The sequence below is a fragment of the Desulfoplanes sp. PS50 genome, from assembly GCF_053851535.1.
The window spans coordinates 59,124-78,309 of the sequence record NZ_JBSPZA010000015.1 but is presented as its reverse complement, the minus strand read 5'-3'; the positions used below and the strand labels follow the sequence as shown (position 1 = coordinate 78,309).

At 57.0% G+C, this 19,186-nt stretch carries 12 protein-coding genes; 11 read left to right on the top strand and 1 reads right to left on the bottom strand.

Translation table 11 applies throughout. The features are described from left to right. Positions 1-13 precede the first annotated feature (13 nt). Together recA and alaS are read left to right on the top strand one after the other, a co-directional pair. A complete protein-coding gene (recA, locus tag ACTVJH_RS08475) occupies positions 14-1,075 on the top strand; it encodes a recombinase RecA (RefSeq protein WP_455989428.1) in 1,062 nt (353 codons plus the stop codon). Between the two features lie 313 nt (positions 1,076-1,388). Then, positions 1,389-4,031 (top strand): alanine--tRNA ligase, encoded by a 2,643-nt coding sequence (gene alaS / locus ACTVJH_RS08470; RefSeq protein WP_455989422.1) that lies wholly within the window; start codon positions 1,389-1,391, stop codon positions 4,029-4,031. Positions 4,032-4,177: 146 nt separating this feature from the next. On the opposite strand, the gene ACTVJH_RS08465 is transcribed toward alaS, so the two are convergent. Further along, complete coding sequence (locus ACTVJH_RS08465; protein ID WP_455989420.1) at positions 4,178-4,480, bottom strand: hypothetical protein; 303 nt, start codon at positions 4,478-4,480, stop codon at positions 4,178-4,180. A gap of 261 nt (positions 4,481-4,741) precedes the next feature. Between ACTVJH_RS08465 and ACTVJH_RS08460 the strand changes: the two genes are divergently transcribed. From ACTVJH_RS08460 to ACTVJH_RS08420, 9 genes are all read left to right on the top strand, one after another. Beyond that, positions 4,742-5,578: a sulfide/dihydroorotate dehydrogenase-like FAD/NAD-binding protein gene (locus ACTVJH_RS08460; RefSeq protein ID WP_455989418.1), complete on the top strand. Its 837-nt coding sequence runs from the start codon at positions 4,742-4,744 to the stop codon at positions 5,576-5,578. Beyond that, positions 5,571-6,989: an NADPH-dependent glutamate synthase gene (gene gltA / locus ACTVJH_RS08455; protein WP_455989416.1), complete on the top strand. Its 1,419-nt coding sequence runs from the start codon at positions 5,571-5,573 to the stop codon at positions 6,987-6,989. The genes ACTVJH_RS08460 and gltA overlap by 8 nt, the downstream gene beginning before the upstream one ends. 3 nt (positions 6,990-6,992) lie before the next feature. Then, on the top strand, positions 6,993-8,186 hold the full coding sequence (locus tag ACTVJH_RS08450) for a PSP1 domain-containing protein (protein ID WP_455989414.1): 1,194 nt from the start codon (positions 6,993-6,995) through the stop codon (positions 8,184-8,186). A gap of 59 nt (positions 8,187-8,245) precedes the next feature. Further along, a complete protein-coding gene (gene metG / locus ACTVJH_RS08445) occupies positions 8,246-10,177 on the top strand; it encodes a methionine--tRNA ligase (RefSeq protein WP_455989412.1) in 1,932 nt (643 codons plus the stop codon). Positions 10,178-10,476: 299 nt separating this feature from the next. Next, positions 10,477-10,797, top strand: a complete 321-nt coding sequence (locus tag ACTVJH_RS08440; RefSeq protein ID WP_455989410.1) for a hypothetical protein — start codon at positions 10,477-10,479, stop codon at positions 10,795-10,797. A 3-nt stretch (positions 10,798-10,800) separates the two neighbouring features. After that, entirely contained in the window at positions 10,801-14,058 is a 3,258-nt protein-coding gene (carB, locus tag ACTVJH_RS08435) for a carbamoyl-phosphate synthase large subunit (RefSeq protein ID WP_455989408.1), read from the top strand. A gap of 94 nt (positions 14,059-14,152) precedes the next feature. Next, a complete protein-coding gene (purF, locus tag ACTVJH_RS08430) occupies positions 14,153-15,547 on the top strand; it encodes an amidophosphoribosyltransferase (protein WP_455989406.1) in 1,395 nt (464 codons plus the stop codon). 15 nt (positions 15,548-15,562) lie between these two features. Beyond that, positions 15,563-16,579, top strand: a complete 1,017-nt coding sequence (locus ACTVJH_RS08425) for a KpsF/GutQ family sugar-phosphate isomerase (protein ID WP_455989404.1) — start codon at positions 15,563-15,565, stop codon at positions 16,577-16,579. 242 nt (positions 16,580-16,821) lie between these two features. Further along, positions 16,822-19,179: a penicillin-binding protein 1A gene (locus ACTVJH_RS08420; protein WP_455989402.1), complete on the top strand. Its 2,358-nt coding sequence runs from the start codon at positions 16,822-16,824 to the stop codon at positions 19,177-19,179. The last annotated feature ends 7 nt before the right edge of the window (positions 19,180-19,186 follow it).

The following is a 19,186-nucleotide window of genomic DNA, read 5'->3' as shown; positions in this document are numbered from 1 at the left end:
ATGGAGTAACCCTATGGCTCGCAAGACCACAAGCAATCCTCCCGATCAATCAAAGAAAGAGGCCCTGGATACGGCCATTACCACCATCGAGCGCAAGTTCGGCCGGGGAGCGGCCATGCGGTTGGCCGATACGCCACATCAGGTCATTCCGGCCATCCCGAGCGGTTCCATCGGTCTGGATCTGGCTCTGGGCATTGGCGGGATTCCCCGTGGCCGGGTCATCGAAATCTATGGTCCTGAATCTTCGGGTAAAACCACCCAGGCCCTCCATCTGATTGCCGAGGCCCAGAAACAGGGGGGAACGGCCGCGTTTATTGATGCGGAACATGCCCTTGATGTGGGGTATGCGAAACGGCTGGGTGTGAATACGGACGAATTGGTCGTGTCCCAGCCCGATTACGGGGAGCAGGCCCTGGAGATCGCGGATCTGCTGGTTCGATCAGGCGGCGTGGATGTGGTGGTCGTGGATTCGGTGGCCGCGCTCATCCCTCAGGCGGAACTCGAGGGAAGCATGGGGGAAACCCAGGTCGGCGGTCAGGCCCGGCTCATGTCTCACGCCATGCGCAAACTGACCGGGACCATTCATCGATCCATGACCTCGATTATCTTCATCAATCAGATCCGCATGAAGATCGGGATGATGGGATACGGCAGCCCGGAAACGACACCGGGTGGTAACGCACTGAAATTTTACGCATCCATCCGGTTGGATATCCGCAAGATTCAGACGCTCAAGGACAAGGATGAGGTTTATGGCAACCGTGTCCGGGTCAAGGTTGTCAAGAACAAGGTCGCTCCGCCCTTCAGGGAGGCCCAGTATGACATTCTCTATGGTCAGGGCATATCCAGAGAAGGCGAAATCCTGGATCTGGGAGTGGATTACAATGTGGTCGACAAGAGCGGATCCTGGTTCGCCTTCGGGTCCGAGCGGCTGGGACAGGGAAAGGAAAACGTCCGGGCCTTTTTGCAGGAGAATACGGATATCCGGCAGCAGATCGAAGACGCCCTGCTCATCAAGCTCGGGGTCAAGGATCCTGAAGTCGAGGAAGCCGCTGTTCCGGAAGAAGGGGAATAGCCGTCTGTTTCTCGAAAAAGACGTGCAAGGCGAGGCCGACTGGGACAGCCGGCTGTCCCAGTCAAGGCATGGCGGTGAATAGGGTAACTATTCAGCTGACTATTGTAAAAAATCAGAATTTCACATTGAAGATATTTCAGAAAGTATAAACAATTATACTGCGTGTATTCAATTTCTTAAATTTTCTTATTTCTTCAATTCATTGGATATTGTTCAAATTTATTCTTGGATATTAGACAGTTCGAGCAGCTACTTTTCGACCCGAACAGTTGCTGAATAGATAGTATTTCAGAATCATCAAGGAGAATCCGTTGTGATAACCGCTGCAGAGATCCGCGAAAAATTTCTTAACTATTTTGAAAATAAAGGTCATTCGCGTCAGCCGAGTTCCTCGCTCATCCCCCGGGACGACCCGTCCCTGCTTTTTACCAACGCGGGTATGGTTCAGTTCAAGAAGATTTTTCAGGGACAGGAGAAGCGGGACTACTCCCGGGCCACAACTTCCCAGAAGTGTCTGCGTGTGGGCGGTAAGCATAACGATCTGGAAAATGTGGGTCGTACGGCCAGGCATCATACCTTTTTTGAAATGCTGGGGAATTTTTCGTTTGGAGATTATTTCAAGGAAGAGGCCATCGCCTTTGCCTGGGAATTCATCACCAAGGAGCTCGGCCTGCCCAAGGAAAAATTGTATGCCACAGTGTACAATGACGATGACGAGGCCTTTGAGCTGTGGAAAAAGGTGGCCGGACTGCCGGAGTCTCGCATCTACCGACTCGGGGAAAAGGACAATTTCTGGTCCATGGGCGATACCGGCCCCTGCGGGCCGTGTTCCGAGCTGCACATCGACCAGGGCGAGCACATGGCCTGCGGTCCTGATTGCGGGATCGGCAGATGTGATTGCGACCGGTTCCTGGAAATCTGGAATCTGGTCTTCATGCAGTTCAACCGGGACGAATCCGGGGTCATGACCCCCCTGCCCAGACCGAGCATCGACACGGGCATGGGGCTGGAGCGGATCACGGCCGTGTGCCAGGGGGTGTATTCCAATTTTGACACGGATCTGTTCACTTCCCTGATCAGCTCCATGGCCGAACGTGCCGGGGTGAAGTACGGGGAGTCCGCTGACACGGATACCGCCCTGCGGGTCATTGCCGACCACAGCCGGGCCATGGCCTTCCTGATCGCCGACGGGATCCTTCCCTCCAACGAGGGGCGCGGATATGTTCTGAGGCGTCTCATCCGCCGGGCCTTCAGATTCGGGCGTCTCATGGGCATGCAGGAACCCTTTTTGTATGAACAGGCCCGGACCGTGGTCAAAGAGATGGGCGATTTCTTTTCCGAGCTCCGGGACAATCAGGATTTCATGGTCTCGGTGATCAAGAAGGAGGAGGACCGTTTCAGCCAGACCCTGGACAAGGGGCTGGCCATCCTGGAGCAGGAGATGGAACAGCTCAGGGACGCGGGAAAACAGGTCCTGTCCGGAGAAGTGGCCTTCAAGTTGTACGATACCTATGGATTTCCCCTGGATATCGTCAACGATGTCGCTGAAAAACAGTCCATGTCCGTAGATGAGGCCGGGTTCAACGCCTTTATGGCCGAACAAAAACGCAAATCCAAGGAGGCCTGGTCAGGGTCCGGCGAGAAGGACGTTGCTGCCCGGTTTGTCAGGCTTCTTGAGGCGGGCATGCAGACCCGGTTCGTGGGCTATGACACCCTGTGTGCGGAGAGCCGGATCGTGACCCTTCTCGACGACAAGGGACAGAATGTGGATCAGCTTGCCCGGGAGGCCAAAGGATATGTCCTCACCGCACAGACCCCGTTCTATGGGGAATCAGGCGGCCAGGTTGGGGACACGGGCTCCCTGGTCACCCCCACGGGTACGGCGCAGGTGGTGAATACCCTCAAACCCTCTCCCCAGCTGGTGGTTCACGAAGTGGTCGTCAGCGAAGGCGCCATCTCCCTGGATCAGGAGGCCGGACTCACGGTGGAGGAAGGGGTGCGGATTGCAACGGCCCGCAACCACACCTGCACCCATCTGCTCCAGGCTGCCCTGCAGAAGGTACTTGGCAAACATGTCAAACAGTCGGGCTCCCTGGTCACGTCCAAGCGGTTGCGGTTTGATTTCACCCATATCGCTCCCATGACCCCGGATGAGATCGGCCGGGTCGAGGACGAGGTCAATGCCTCCATCCTGGCCAATGTGAGCCTGACCACCCAGGTCATGTCTTTGGAAGAGGCCCGGGCCAAGGACGCCATGGCCCTGTTCGGCGAAAAGTATGAAGAACAGGTCCGGGTGGTCGAAGTGCCCGGGGTTTCCACGGAATTGTGTGGGGGAACCCATCTTCGGTCCACGGGTCAGGCGGGGAGCTTTTGCATCCTTTCGGAATCGGGCATTGCCTCGGGTGTGCGCCGCATCGAGGCCCTGACCGGATGGGACGCCCTTGCACATTGGAAGGAACTCAGGGCCGAGCACGACGAGGTCGCCCATGAGCTCAAGAGCCAGTCCGGTGAATTGATGACCAGGGTTCGGGCCCTCAAGGGGCAGGTCAAGGAGCTGAACCGGGAAAACAAATCCCTGCAGGAAAAGCTGCTGGCCTCCCAGGGTAAAGATCTGATCCAGGGGGTCGAGGAAATCGGCGGGGTCAAGGTTTTGACGTTGAGGACCGAGGCCCAGGACGTGAACGCCCTGCGAACTTTGATGGATGATCTGCGGTCCAAGCTGACCGACGGGGTGATCGGTCTGACTGCTGAGATCGGGGAAAAGGTCATCCTGCTTCTTTTTGTGGGCAGGAATCTGCACGACCGGTTCACCGCACCGGGGCTGATCAAACCCGTTGCCGCCGAGATACACGGTGGCGGTGGCGGTCGCCCGGATCTGGCCCAGGCCGGGGGGACCAATGCCCAGGGTATCGACACGGCATTTGCCAGGCTCAAGGAGCTTGTGGGCGCAGCATGAAAGCGGGTTCGGCGGGAGAGTCCCAGCAAGGACATTTCAGGTCCCTGGATGAGACCAAGGTTGCCATGGGGAGTTCTGGTATCGCCCCTTGTATGGTGATGGTTCGTGAAGAGGGATTGTTGCCTAGCTGCAGGCCATGCCTGCAGCTAGACCATGGCGGAGAAACTCGGCGTCGAGACCGCTGCCTGATAATCGGCCTGAAAGGTATAGGCCTGGAATGCCTGGTTCTGGGCAAGGCGATTGGGCTTCTGGGAACCCTGGTAGGACCGGCTTGAAAGGGAGGGGGTCGACCCGGACTCCCTGGCCAGGGCCAGCGAGAATTCCTGGGCAAAGCTGGTTGTCGGCCGAGAGGATACTTCCTTCCGTGAGGAAGCCTGATCGGACGAACCTTCCTGGGTGGTGTAGGTGATCCCGAACTTGCCCAGACGCACGGAAAGAGATCTTTCCATGTTTTCTTCCTGACTTTTCCGTGATTCAAGGGATCCGGAAGGGGGAAAGGTCAGGGCTTGCGTCTGATATGCCGGGGGGGTACGCATCCGTTCACCGTGTCGGGTTGCAACCATTGTCTAAAGGTTGCTTTACAGATACGATGTTGACGGCGTTTTGACAAGTCGACAGTGCAACTTTTTTGCTATGCAATGAGAATACCGATCATTCCGAAGTCGTGTTTTTTCGGGAGAAAGGGAAAAAAGACAGCCGCAGGAGAACATATGCCAAGCACGATCGTCAAAAAAAAGGGACTCATCCCGGGCAGGGTGAGTGAAATGGTCATTGACGCCCCGGATATCGCCGTGAAGGCCCGGCCCGGCAATTTCGTCGTCCTGCGGCTTTCGCCCGAGGGAGAACGCATTCCCCTGACCATCGCCGATACCGATCCCGAGGCCGGCACCATCACCATCGTGTACATGGTTCTCGGCAAGACCACGGCTATGCTCGAAAAACTGGTCCAGGGCGATGCGATCCTCGATCTCTGCGGCCCCCTGGGCAAGCCCACCCGGTTGGACAAGGTCGGTACGGTCATCTGCGTGGGCGGAGGTACCGGCATTGCGGCCATGCACCATATCGCCAAGGGGCACCACGGGGCAGGAAACAGGGTGGTGGCCATCATCGGCGCACGGAGCAAGGACCTGTTGCTCTTTGAAGAGGAACTCGGTTCCTTTTGCGACGAGGTTCTGATTGCCACGGATGACGGCAGTTATGGGCACAAGGGGTTTGTCACCGAGGTTTTGGCCCGACGTCTGGAAAGTGATCCGGATGTGGGCGAGGTGGTCGGTGTGGGGCCCGTGCCCATGATGCGTGCCGTTGCCGAGACCACCCGTCCGTTCAAGGTCAGGACCATTGTCAGCCTGAACCCGATTATGGTTGACGGCATAGGTATGTGCGGGGCATGCAGGGTGACCGTTGGGGGAAAGACGCGCTTTGCCTGTGTGGACGGACCGGAATTCGACGCCCATAGTGTGGATTTTGAGGAGTTGATGCGGCGGTTGGGTTCATTTCGCGAACAGGAGCAGGACTCCTACAAAACCTATTGTGAATGCCATGGCTAAAAAGAGCAAAATCCAACCACGCGTTGACATGCCCATGCAGGATCCCCGGGTTCGGTGCACCAATTTCAATGAAGTGGCCCTGGGCTACACCCGTGAGCAGGCCATGATGGAGGCCGCGCGCTGTCTGCAATGCAAAAACCCGACCTGCCAGAGCGGCTGTCCGGTGGAGGTCGACTGCAAGGCGTTCATCCGGGCCGTTTCCCAGGGAGATATTGAAACGGCTTATGGAGTTATCAAGGAAACCAACAGCCTGCCCGCTGTGTGCGGACGGGTCTGCCCCCAGGAACACCAGTGTGAAGGGCATTGCAAATTGGCCCCCACGGGCAAACCCATCGCTATTGGTCGGCTGGAGCGGTTTGTTGCGGATTCCTATTATGCCGAGAACCCGTGTGACGCCCTCACGGGCAGGGACGATTGTCCCATGCTTCGCGAGGACATCAAGGTCGCGGCCATTGGATCGGGACCAAGCAGCCTGACGGTGGCCGGCTATCTGGCGGCCAAAGGGATCAAGGTGACTGTGTTCGAGGCACTGCACGAGCTGGGCGGGGTACTGACCTACGGGATTCCCGAATTCAGGCTCCCCAAGTCCATTGTGCATACCGAGGTGGAATTTCTCAAGATGCAGGGTGTGGAGTTTGTGACCAACCAGGTCGGCGGGATGACCGTGACCATCGATGATCTCTTTGCCCAGGGGTACAAGGCGGTTTTCATCGGCGTGGGTGCCGGGCTGCCCAAATTTCTGAACATCCCGGGGGAATCCCTGATCGGAGTGTACTCGGCCAATGAATTTTTGACCCGGGTCAATCTGATGAAGGGATACCGTTTTCCCGAGTATGACACCCCGGTTCCCCGGGGACGGCATGTGGCCGTTTTCGGCGGCGGCAACGTGGCCATGGATTCGGCCCGCACAGCCCTTCGGCTGGGTGCGGAAAAGGTGAGTATCGTCTATCGCAGGACCAAGAACGAGATGCCTGCGCGCAGGGAAGAATTGGAGCACGCCCTGGAAGAGGGGGTCTGCCTGGAATGTCTGGCCCAGCCTCTGTCCTTTGAAGGAGATGACACGGGAAATCTGACCGGTATCCGTCTGCAGCGGATGGAACTGGGAGAACCCGATGAGAGCGGTCGGTGCCGGCCGTGTTGTATTGAAGGGGAAACCTATGTCCTGCCGGTGGATCTTGCCATCCTCGCCCTGGGCACAGGACCCAACCCGGTGTTGCTTGGCGCGACTCCGGAATTGAAACAGACTAAATGGGGCTATATCGAGGGAGATGACCAGACCGGGGAGACCAGCATTCCCATGGTCTTTGCAGGTGGTGACATCGTGACCGGATCGGCCACGGTGGTCATGGCCATGGGTGCCGGCCGCAGGGCCGCCAAGGTTATCGCCAAGAGATTGCTCGGAGAATCGTGATATATGGGGCATGTCGTAGGAGTGAAGTTCCGGGATCAGGGGCAGATCTATTATTTTGACGCCCGACCCTATGTGGTCAAGACCGGAGATGTGGTTCTGGTCAAGACCGAAGAGGGTCTTGGCCTGGGCAATGTCGTGGACCAGCGGTCAGCCCCTCCCGGGGAGCTGACCGAGGATGCGTTGAAACCCATCTATCGGCTGGCCACCCCGGAAGATCTCAGAGAACGGGAAAAAAATGAAAAATTGGCCCGGGAGGCCTTCCAGCATTGCCGTGAGTGCATTGTCTCCCACAAGCTGGAGATGAAGCTGGTCGATGTGGATGTCTATTTCGACCGGAGCAAGATGGTTTTCTACTTCACCGCGCCCGGGCGGATCGATTTCAGGGAACTGGTCAAGGATCTTGTCCGGGCCTATCGTACCCGGATCGAGCTGCGCCAGATCGGGGTGCGCCACGAGACCCAGATGCTCGGGGCTGTGGGCAATTGCGGCCAGGTCTGCTGCTGTCGGCGGTTTTTGCGCAAGTTCGAGCCCGTGACCATCAAAATGGCCAAGGATCAGAATCTGTTTCTGAATCCGGCCAAGATTTCCGGTGTCTGCGGCAGGCTGCTCTGCTGCCTGGCCTATGAAAAGGACTGCTATGCGGATTTCCAGAAACGGGTTCCCAAGATGGGCAAAAAATTCAATACCTCCCTGGGACCCATGAAGACTCTGCGCAGCAATATGTTCCGGGATTCCGTGGTTGTGCTGACCGAAGACAACCAGGAACGCGAGGTCTCTCTGGATGAGTGGCAGGAAATTGTCACCGGCAAACCCGTGACCCGACACCCCCATCCACCCGGCAAACCGGTTTCCGAATCCGGCCGCCCGGAACAACCAGAGCGACGTAAACGGAACGTTGACAAGCAGCCGGTCGCGCAGGAAGAGATCAGCCCCGAAGGGAAACCCCGGTCCACGGATAAACCTGCACGGTCCAGGGACCGCGGCGACAGACCTCCCAAAAAACCCAAGAAAGGACCTCGTCCTTCAGGTGGTTCCGGGGAGAAGAAAAAGCCGGGCAAGCCGAAACCTCCCCAAAAACAGGATCCGAACAAGAAGGCGGATGCCCCGCCCAAAGGGGCGAACAAACGACGCAAACCCTCCCGTAAACGGCGATCCCGCAAGAAATCCGGCCCAAAGAAACCAACTGCTTCTTCATGAAGGGACAGCCGGTCCTCAGATAAGCCTTTCACGCAACAACCCAACAAGGAGAATAGGCCTTGGATTCGTTTTTTCTTTCGACGCCCATCTATTATGTCAATGCCAAGCCCCATCTAGGGCACGGTTATACCACTATTGTCGCTGATGCCCAGAGTCGGTTCCATCGTCTGGCAGGGGACGCGACCTTTTTTCTGACCGGTACGGACGAGCACGGCGACAAGATCGTTCAGGCCGCCGAGAAGAACGGCCAGTCTCCCCAGGAATACACCGACCATATCAGCGGGTTGTTTCGGGATCTGTGGCCCAGGCTGAACATTTCCAATGATTATTTTGTCCGGACAACCGATTCCAGGCACAAGAAGATCGTCCAGAAGGTTCTCCAGAAGGTTTATGACAACGGGGATATCTATTTTCATGAGTATGGCGGACATTATTGTTACGGGTGCGAGCGGTTCTACACGGAAAAGGAACTGGTCGACGGGATGTGTCCGGATCACCTGACCAAGCCCACCTACATCAAGGAAAAAAATTATTTTTTCCGTATGGCCAAGTATTTCGATCAACTCAGGGAGCATATCGAGACCCACCCGGAATTCATCCAGCCGGAACGGTACCGCAACGAGGTACTGGCCATGCTCAAGGAAGACCTGGGGGATCTGTGCATCTCCCGTCCCAAGTCCCGATTGACCTGGGGGATCGAACTTCCCTTTGACGAGAATTTTGTCACCTATGTCTGGTTCGACGCGCTGCTCAACTACATCTCCTCCCTGGACTACCCGGACGGAGAGAAATTCGCCCGGTTCTGGCCCGGGGCCCATCATCTGGTGGCCAAGGATATCCTGAAGCCCCATGCCGTGTTCTGGCCGACCATGCTCATGTCGGCAGGAATTCCCCTTTTCAAGGGCCTCCGGGTGCACGGGTACTGGACCGTGAATGAGACCAAGATGTCCAAGAGTTTGGGCAATGTGGTCGAACCCCTGTCCATGGCCACCAAATACGGGCTCGATCCCTTCCGGTATTTTCTGCTTCGGGAGATGCGCTTCGGATCGGACGCCTCGTTTTCCGAAGAGGCCCTGGTCGGTCGTCTCAATGCCGATCTGGCCAACGATCTGGGCAACCTGTTCAGCCGCGTTCTGTCCATGACCAAGAAGTACTTCAAGAGCGTGGTTCCCGAGTGCGGCGAGCTGACCGAGGACGACCAGGAGGCCATCGAACTGGGCACCAATGCCCTGGAAAATTTTCAGGAGCTTTTTCCCCGGTTCAAGGTGTCCAGGTCCCTGGACGCATTGTGGGAACTGGTTCGTTTCCTGAACAAATACGTGGACACCCAGGCTCCGTGGACCCTGGCCAAACAGGGGGACACCAAACGGCTTGGAACGGTCCTGTATGTTCTGCTGGAAGGGATGCGCAAGGTGGCCGTGCACCTGTGGCCCGTCATGCCGGAAGCCTGCGAGACCATGCTTGCCCAGCTCGGGATCACCTTTGATCTCAAGGCCCTTGATCTGGCCGGAGAACCCACGCATTGGAGCGGGCTGGTTCCGGGAACAGAGGTGGCTGCAAAATCCAATGTGTTCCCACGTCAGGAGCTCCGTCTGGATCAGGAGGAAGCCGGTTCTGCAAAGACGGTTTCCCCGGAAAAATCCGCCACGAAGAAGGACGAGCAGGCATTTATCGAATTCGAGGATTTCCAGAAGGTGGATCTGCGCGTGGGAACCGTGGTCGCGGCCGAGCCGGTCCCAAAGACGGACAAGCTGCTCCTGATGACCATCGATCTGGGAGAGGAGAACCCCCGACAGGTGGTGGGCGGATTGGCGGAATCCTGGAAACCCGAGGACCTGGTCGGCAGACAGGTCGTGGTCGTCGCCAACCTGAAACCCCGCAAACTCCGGGGCGTGGTCTCCCAGGGCATGGTCCTGGCGGTCAGAACCGAAGAAGGACTCGCGTTGCTGGGGCCGAGCAGGAAGGTTCCTGGCGGAAGCAAGGTTTCGTAGGATAGAAAAAGTGCGCAGCATGTAGCAAAAGGACGCAGTGCGCAGTACTATAATAGTGCGCAGTGCGCAGTACACAGTGCGCAGAAAATGCTCAGCGAACGCAGTGGGGTTGGCAGGCCTTATCTGTAACTGGCGGGAGCCGGGATGACGACGAGGGGCGAAAAATCAGCCCCAAAAATGACAACTTTTTTTTCAGGACTCGACATCCATATAGTCCGTAACCAAACTGCGCACTGCGTACTGCATCCTGCGCACTCCATACTGTGTACTGTGCCCTGCATACTCACTACCGAGGACCCATGTCTTCCCTGGACGACTTTTTTCACGAAGCCGGTCTGAAGCGGCTCCTTGAACTTCCCGAGGGCTTCCGCAAGGCAGTGCTCGGGAATCCCGATCTGTCCCAGGACGAAAAGTTGGTCCTGGCCACGCTTCTGTATCTGGATTCCCGGGATAATCTGGCCGCCTTCCGCGAGGCCCTGCCCAGGATGACCGGGCTGCCGTTATCCGGGTGCGAAGCCTGCCTCAAATCCCTTGCCCGTCAGGGGCTAATAGCATACACCCGGTCCGTGCTTCGTTTACGCGTCAAACCCCTTTTCTACACTCCATCCCCCCACGAATAGCCCATGCCCAAAAGAACAGACATCCACAAGATCATGCTTATCGGCTCCGGCCCTATTGTCATCGGACAGGCCTGTGAGTTCGACTACTCCGGGACCCAGGCCATCAAGGCGCTCAAGGAGGAAGGCTACGAGGTTATCCTTGTCAATTCCAATCCGGCGACCATCATGACCGACCCCGAACTGGCCGACAGGACCTATGTGGAACCCATCGAGCCGGAGATCGTGGCCCGGATCATTGCCAAGGAACGCCCCGATGCCCTGCTGCCCACCCTGGGCGGCCAGACCGGATTGAATACCGCGGTGGCCGTTGCCCAAAACGGCGTCCTGGACAAATATGGGGTGGAACTCATCGGCGCCTCGTTGCCGGTCATTCAAAAGGCCGAAAGTCGTCGGCAGTTTCGCAAGGCCATGGACAATATCGGGTTGGAGGTTCCCAAAAGCGGGATCGCCCGGAACATGGACGATGTCCGGGAGTGGGCGGGCAAGCTCTCCTTTCCTCTCATTGTCCGCCCGGCCTACACCCTGGGCGGAACAGGCGGCGGTGTCGCCTACAACAGAGAAGATCTCGAGGACATTGCCAGCCATGGACTCACGGCCAGCCTGACCAGCGAGGTCATGCTCGAGGAATCCCTGCTCGGATGGAAGGAATACGAGCTCGAGGTCATGCGGGACAAGAATGACAACTGCGTGATCATTTGTTCCATCGAAAATCTCGATCCCATGGGGGTGCATACCGGGGATTCCATCACCGTGGCGCCGGCCCAGACATTGACGGACGACGAATATCAGATGATGCGCGATGCCTCTTTGGCCATCATGCGCGAGATCGGGGTGGAAACCGGTGGTTCCAATGTCCAATTCGCCCTGAACCCGGCCAACGGCGATATGATGGTCATTGAAATGAACCCGCGTGTCTCCCGGTCCTCGGCCCTGGCATCCAAGGCCACCGGATTTCCCATTGCCAAGATCGCTGCCAAGCTGGCCATCGGGTACACCCTGGACGAACTGCCCAATGATATCACCCGGGAGACCATGGCCTCGTTCGAACCGGCCATTGACTACTGCGTGATCAAGATCCCCCGTTTTACCTTTGAAAAATTTCCCGGGACCAAGGATTATCTGACAACGGCCATGAAAAGCGTGGGCGAGACCATGGCCATTGGGCGAACCTTCAAGGAGGCCTTGCAAAAGGGCGTTCGCTCCCTGGAAACCGGATTCCCGGGCCTGGGCAAGGAGTACTACGCTGACAGGCCGGACAGGGAAGAGCAGTTGGCCACCCTGCGTCAGCCGAATTCCAACCGGCTCTATCAGATTCGAACGGCCCTGCTGTCGGGAATCACCCAGGAGGAGATTTTCGAGGCCACGTCCGTGGATCCCTGGTTTCTGGATCAGATCTCCCAGATCATCGATCTGGAACGAGAGATCAAGCAGGGGGGATTGGATCACAATGTGTCCGTAAACAACGAAGCCATTGTGACTCTTCTCAAAAAGGCCAAAAAGAACGGTTTTTCCGACAGGCAGCTGGCGACATTGTGGAAAAAGGATGAAAACGACATCCGCAGGATGCGCAAACAGGCCGGGATTCTGCCCACCTATAAGCTGGTGGATACCTGTTCGGCGGAGTTCGAGGCCTATACACCGTATTTTTATTCCACCTATGAACGGGAGAACGAGGCCCGGCCCAGCGACCGCAAGAAGGTGGTCATTCTCGGGGGCGGCCCTAACCGTATTGGTCAGGGCATCGAGTTCGACTACTGCTGTGTTCACGCCTCCTATGCCTTGAAGGAGATGGGCGTGGAATCGATCATGGTCAATTCCAATCCCGAGACCGTAAGCACGGACTACGATACCTCGGATCGTCTGTATTTCGAGCCCCTGACCCAGGAAGACGTCCTGAACATCGTGGAACAGGAACAGCCTGACGGTGTGATTGTCCAATTCGGTGGTCAGACGCCCCTCAATCTCGCCGTGCCTCTGCTCCGTGCAGGTGTGCACATCCTGGGGACCTCGCCGGACAGTATTGACCGGGCCGAGGATCGGGAACGCTTTCAGGCGTTGATCCAGAAGCTCGATCTGCTCCAGCCGGAAAACGGTACCGCCATGTCCGTGGAACAGGCCGTGGCCATTGCCGAAAAGATTACCTATCCGGTGGTTGTCCGTCCTTCCTATGTTCTTGGCGGACGGGCCATGGAAATCGTTTATGACGAGAGCGAGCTCAGAACCTATTTTCGCGAGGCCGTTGTTGTTTCACCGGAACATCCCATCCTGGTGGACAAGTTTCTGGAAAATGCCATTGAGATGGACGTGGACGCGCTGAGCGACGGAAAGGATTGTTATGTCGCCGGGGTCATGGAGCATATTGAAGAGGCGGGCATCCATTCCGGAGATTCGGCCTGCGTGCTTCCGCCCCATACCATTGACGATGAATTCATCTACGAGATCCGCCGGCAGACCAAGGCCCTTGCCAGGGAGCTGGGCGTTGTCGGATTGATGAACATTCAATTCGCCATCAAGGACAACAAGATCTATATCATCGAGGTCAATCCACGGGCCTCCCGGACCGTGCCCTTTGTGAGCAAGGCCACGGGCGTGCCGCTGGCCCGGTATGCCACCAGGGTGCTTCTCGGGGAGAAACTCGAGGACCTCGATCCCTGGTCCCTCAGGAAACGGGGTTATTATTCGGTCAAGGAGGCGGTGCTTCCTTTTGAGCGTTTTCCCGGCGTGGACGTCATTCTCGGACCCGAGATGCGTTCCACCGGCGAGGTCATGGGCATCGATCCTTCGGTAGGTCTGGCCTACATGAAGAGCCTTATGGCTGCGGGAGTTTTTCCGCCGACCTCGGGAACCATCTTCATCTCTGTGAACGACAAGGACAAGTCCGAGATCGTGGAACCGGCCCGGATTTTCAGCGAACTCGGTTTCAGAATCATGACTACCCGGGGAACACGGGCCTATCTGGGCGAGCACGGGGTTGAGACCGTATTGGTGAACAAGGTCTATGAGGGGCGACCCAATGTGGTCGACGCCATCAAGAACGGGGAGATCCAGTTCGTAATCAACACCTCTTCGGGTAAGAAGACCATCCAGGATTCCTCGGCACTGCGTCAGGCTGCGGTCTTGTACGGGCTGCCTTACACGACCACGCTTTCCGGGGCCAAGGCCTTGGCCTGGGCGGTCAAGAAAAGGGCCTGTAACGAGATGGAAGTCAAGTCGTTGCAGGAATACTACAGTGAGAGCGAACTCAAGCGGCGGCTTATGTAGGTGACTTTGAAAAAGCATGCCGCTTCATGTTTTTTGCAACGTGGATAGTATCTCTCAGCCAACCTTCATTTCAACGTATTACCACTGTTAATCAATGAAAAAAGAATATTGCGGTCTGTTCGGTATTTATGGGCATGAAGAAGCTGCCAGGATGACCTATTTCGGGTTATATGCCTTGCAACACCGGGGGCAGGAAAGCGCCGGAATAGTCACCTGGGACGGAGAAAAGCTCCGTGAGCAACGGGGCATGGGCCTGGTGGCCGATGTTTTTGAGGAACGCCACCTTGGACATCAGCTCAAGGGCGATGTGGCCATGGGGCATATCCGCTATTCGACCACGGGCGCCTCCCTGATCCGCAACGCCCAGCCCTTCATGGTCCGGTACAAAGGCATGCACATGGCCGTTGCCCACAATGGCAATCTGGTCAACACCATGGAGCTGCGCAATACCTTGGAGAATTCGGGCTCCCTGTTTCAGACGACAATGGACAGTGAGATCATCGTCCATCTCATAGCCAAGCATATGAACGGTTCAGGCGTCGAGGAGGCCGTGGCCAAGGCCTGTCAGGAGATCAAGGGGGCTTTCAGTCTGCTTCTGCAAATCGACAACAAACTTATAGCTATCCGTGATCCATGGGGATTCCGTCCTCTGGCCCTGGGGCGGGTTGGAACCTCCTATGTGCTGGCCTCGGAGACCTGTGCTTTTGACCTGCTCGATGCCGAGTACATGCGCTGTGTCCGACCAGGGGAAATGTTGATCATCGAGGAAGGCGGACTTCGAAGCATCCAATATGCGGAACCGGCAGTCAGTGCCTCGTGCGCCTTTGAGCTCATCTATTTTGCCCGACCCGATTCCATTGTGTTCGACGAGGAAGTCTATGCCGCCAGGAAGCGTATGGGCGCCATTCTGGCCCGGGAGGCCCCGGTCAAGGCCGATTATGTGATGCCCTTTCCGGATTCCGGGATGTATGCGGCTGTCGGCTATTCCCATGAATCCGGCCTTCCCTATGAAAATGCCATGATTCGGAATCACTATGTGGGCAGAACCTTTATTCAGCCCACTCAGGGCATGCGGGATTTCGCAGCCCGGGTGAAGCTCAATCCTGTCAAGAGCATGATCAAGGGAAAGAAGATTGTCATTGTGGAGGATTCCATTGTCAGGGGCACGACCATCAAGACCCGGGTCAAGAGTCTCCGGGCCATGGGCGCCAAGGAGATCCACATGCGGGTCAGTTGCCCCCCCATCAAGCACCCCTGTTATTACGGAATTGATTTTTCCTCCAAGGGGGAGCTCATCGCGGCCAACCACGCTGTTTTCGATATCGCCAAATTTATCGGTCTGGATTCGTTGCACTATCTCTCCATCGACGGGCTCAAGCAGGCATTGGGCAGAGACGACGGCTATTGTCTTGCCTGCTTCAACGGGGTCTATCCGGTTCTGCCCGGGCAGGGGTGCGGCAAGATGTGTCTGGAAGACCCGGAAGAGTAGTTCGGAAGTGATGGTATGACCGAAACCTGTATATCTCCCAAAACACCTCGAGAATGGATGCGTATGGCCCGGCAGGTCCTGGCCATCGAGCGGGAAGGGCTCGCTGCAGTCGAAGCCGTTATTGGCTCCGAGTTTGTTACCGCCTTGACCTGGATGGCTACCTGTACCGGGCGGATCGTGATCACGGGTATCGGCAAATCCGGCCTGGTCGGTCGGAAGATCGCGGCCACCTTGAGCAGTACGGGTACCCCGGCATTCTTCCTCCATCCGGTGGAAGGGGCGCATGGGGATCTGGGGATGATCCGGTCCGAGGATGTGGTCGTGGCCATTTCCTATAGCGGGGAGACGGACGAACTGAACGCGATTCTTCCAGCTCTCAAGGGATTGGCAGGCAGGATTGTCGCCTTGACCGGGAATACGGAATCGACCATGGCCCGGCTTGCGGATGCGACCCTGTGCGTCCGGGTGCCGCGCGAGGCCTGTCCCATGGGTTTGGCACCAACTGCCAGTACCACGGCCACCCTGGCTCTGGGTGACGCCCTGGCTGTCTGTCTCATCGCCTGGAAATCCTTTGATGCCCGTGATTTCAAGCGGTATCATCCCGGAGGAGCCCTGGGGCAGCGGCTCAGCAGCAAGGTTGCCGAATTCATGCATACCCCTGCGAAGGCCGTGGTTCAAGCGGGCGTTGTTCTTGCCGAGGCCCTGAAGGTTTTAAACGAGGGTGGCTTGGGAACCGTTGTCGTGGTCGATGACCACAAAAGGCTGCAGGGAATTCTCACCGATGGGGACGTCCGCCGGATGGTATGCGCGGGGGAGCTCGTTCCTGAAAGGTCCATTGAGGGCTGTATGGTCACCCACCCGCTTGCGGGGAAGCCTGAACAACCGGCCGCAGAGATCCTTGATCTCATGGAATCGCGCGAAATCACTGTCCTGCCCATTGTGGACCGGGATATGATGCTGGTGGGGATCGTTCACCTGCACGATCTTCTGGGCAAGGGTCGTTTGAGGTTTGCCGCGTCTTCGCCGGAATAACAAGCTTTGTTTGGATCGATATGTTTCTCATACCAGCCAGGGTGATTGCCTTTGGCTGGTATGTCGTTCATGGAGTTTGGACAGGGAACCGATCTTGACCCTGTTTTGATAGATCATCCCAACGGCTGGAAATGTTTGTATGTATGCATCCGGGATGAACCCTTTCTAAAGCCTGTTGAAGAAGAGCCCGTGTCCTGTCCGATTGGCTTGTGTGAACATCTGCCGGGTACCAAAGGTCATTTATGAGATTTTTTAAGATTGTGGGGATTACATGTCTGGTGTTCATCCTGCTTGGTGTTTCGGCAGGGGTGGGCATCTATTTCTGGGCGGTCAGGGATCTGCCCGGATTCACGAATATCACCGATTATAATCCACCCCTGGTGACCACGGTGATGACCAGAAACGATGAGGTCCTGGGCTATTTCTACAAGGAGCGGCGTTACTTGCTCACCCTGGACGAGATGGCTCCCGTCGTGGGCAAGGCCTTTCTGGCTGCTGAGGACAGCGGGTTTTACGAACACGAAGGGGTGGACCTGCCGGGAATTTTCAGGGCTGCGGTCAAAAACGTCATGGCCGGGGGAATCGTTCAGGGGGGCAGTACCATCACCCAGCAGGTCATCAAATCCCTGCTCCTGAGCCCGGAGCGCAGTTATGCCCGCAAGGTCAAGGAGGCTATCCTCGCCTACCGTCTGGAGAAATACCTGAGCAAGGATGAGATCCTGACCATCTATCTGAACCAGATTTACATGGGATCGGGTGCCTATGGGGTTGAGGCCGCAGCCAGAGAGTATTTCGCGACCCATGCCGCTGATCTGAACCTGGCGCAGGCGGCCCTTTTGGCGGGTCTTCCCAAGGCGCCTTCACGATATTCGCCCCTGAATCATCCTGACAGGGCGATTCAGCGCCAGCATTATGTGCTCAAGCGACTTTTGGATCAGGGATGGATCACTGAGGCGGAGTTTTCAGAGGCCAGAGATTTTGAACTGGTCTTCAAGAGTATGGCCGATCCCTCCTGGGAACAGGGAGCCTATTATCTGGAAGAGGTTCGGCGAAGACTGATCGAACGGTTTGGCGAGGACATGGTCTACAAGGGTGGGCTGACCGTGCAAACAGGCATGGAGTTCGCGCATCAATTGCCGGCCGAAACCGCCTTGCGCAACGGGTTACGCGCTTCCACCAAGCGCAGGGGGTGGCAAGGCCCTGTCACTTCGCTGGATGCATCTGAGTATCAGGGCTTTTTGAGCAATGCCACCCTTGTGGTCGACGCCCTGCTTCCCGGGGAATGGCTCCAGGTGCTGGTGGAATCGGTTTCCAAGGATGGTGCCAAGGTTCGTTTTGGCGATCACCATGGATTTATCGATGTGGAGACCATGGGCTGGGCACGAACTCCTGATGTGACCAAGGCTCCCGAGGAGGTTCGCAAGATTTCGGATGCCCGTGACGTCGTTCACTCAGGAGATGTCGTCTGGGCATCCATTGCAACGGTGCCTGAAGGTGACCAGCCCTGGCAGCTGGCCCTGGAACAGGAGCCCCGTGTGCAGGGCGCGTTGGTATCCCTGGATCCCATCAATGGCGATGTCGTCGCCCTGGTGGGGGGGTATGATTTTTTCAAGAGTCAGTATAACCGGGCTACCCAGGCATCGAGGCAGCCAGGGTCGGGATTCAAGCCCATTGTCTATTCCACGGCATTGGATAACGGATTCACCCCGGCCTCTGTGGTTTTGGATGCGCCCATTGTCTATGATAATCGTGCAACCAATTCCACGTGGAAGCCTGAAAATTTTGAAGGGGTCTTTTACGGACCGACCTTGCTGCGCACGGCCCTGGTCAAATCCCGGAATCTGGTGACCATTAGAATTGCCCAGCAGATCGGAATCAAGAAGATTATTGAAAGGGCCCATGCGTTGGGACTTGAGGGCGAGTTTCCCGAAGATCTTTCCATCAGTCTGGGATCCCGGCCGGTAACTCCCCTGGAGCTGTGCACCGCATTCAGCTGTTTCGCACGGGGAGGCACTGTTGTTCGTCCCCGCCTGATCACCAGGGTGGAGGATGCCTGGGGCAAGGAACTCTATGCCCCCGAACTGGTTCCGACCCCGGGGATGAGTCCGCAGACAGCGTATATCATTACCAATCTCCTTCAGCAGGTCGTTTCATCCGGAACGGGATGGCGGGCCCGAGCCCTTGGTCGGCCAATAGCCGGAAAGACAGGCACATCGAATAACGAGCAGGATGCCTGGTTCATGGGATTTACTCCGTACCTGTTAACCGGTGTCTATGTCGGATTTGATCAGGTTCGGCCCATGGGGAAGTATGAAACCGGTTCACGGGCGGCTTCCCCCATCTGGGTGGAATATCGACAGGCGGTCGAGGACACGTATCCTGTCCAGGATTTTCCCCAGCCCCCGGGTATTGTCATGGCCCGGATCGATCCCCAGACCGGTCTGCTGGCTGGTCCCGGGAGCACAAAGAGTATCTTTCTGCCGTTCAAACAAGGCACAGAACCGACGCGAACAAGCACGACGCCGTCCTCGAGCGGATCGACAGAGTCCCCCATGACAGAATCCGGGGCCGATGAAGATCTTTTCAAGCAGATCTTCTGATTCAGGG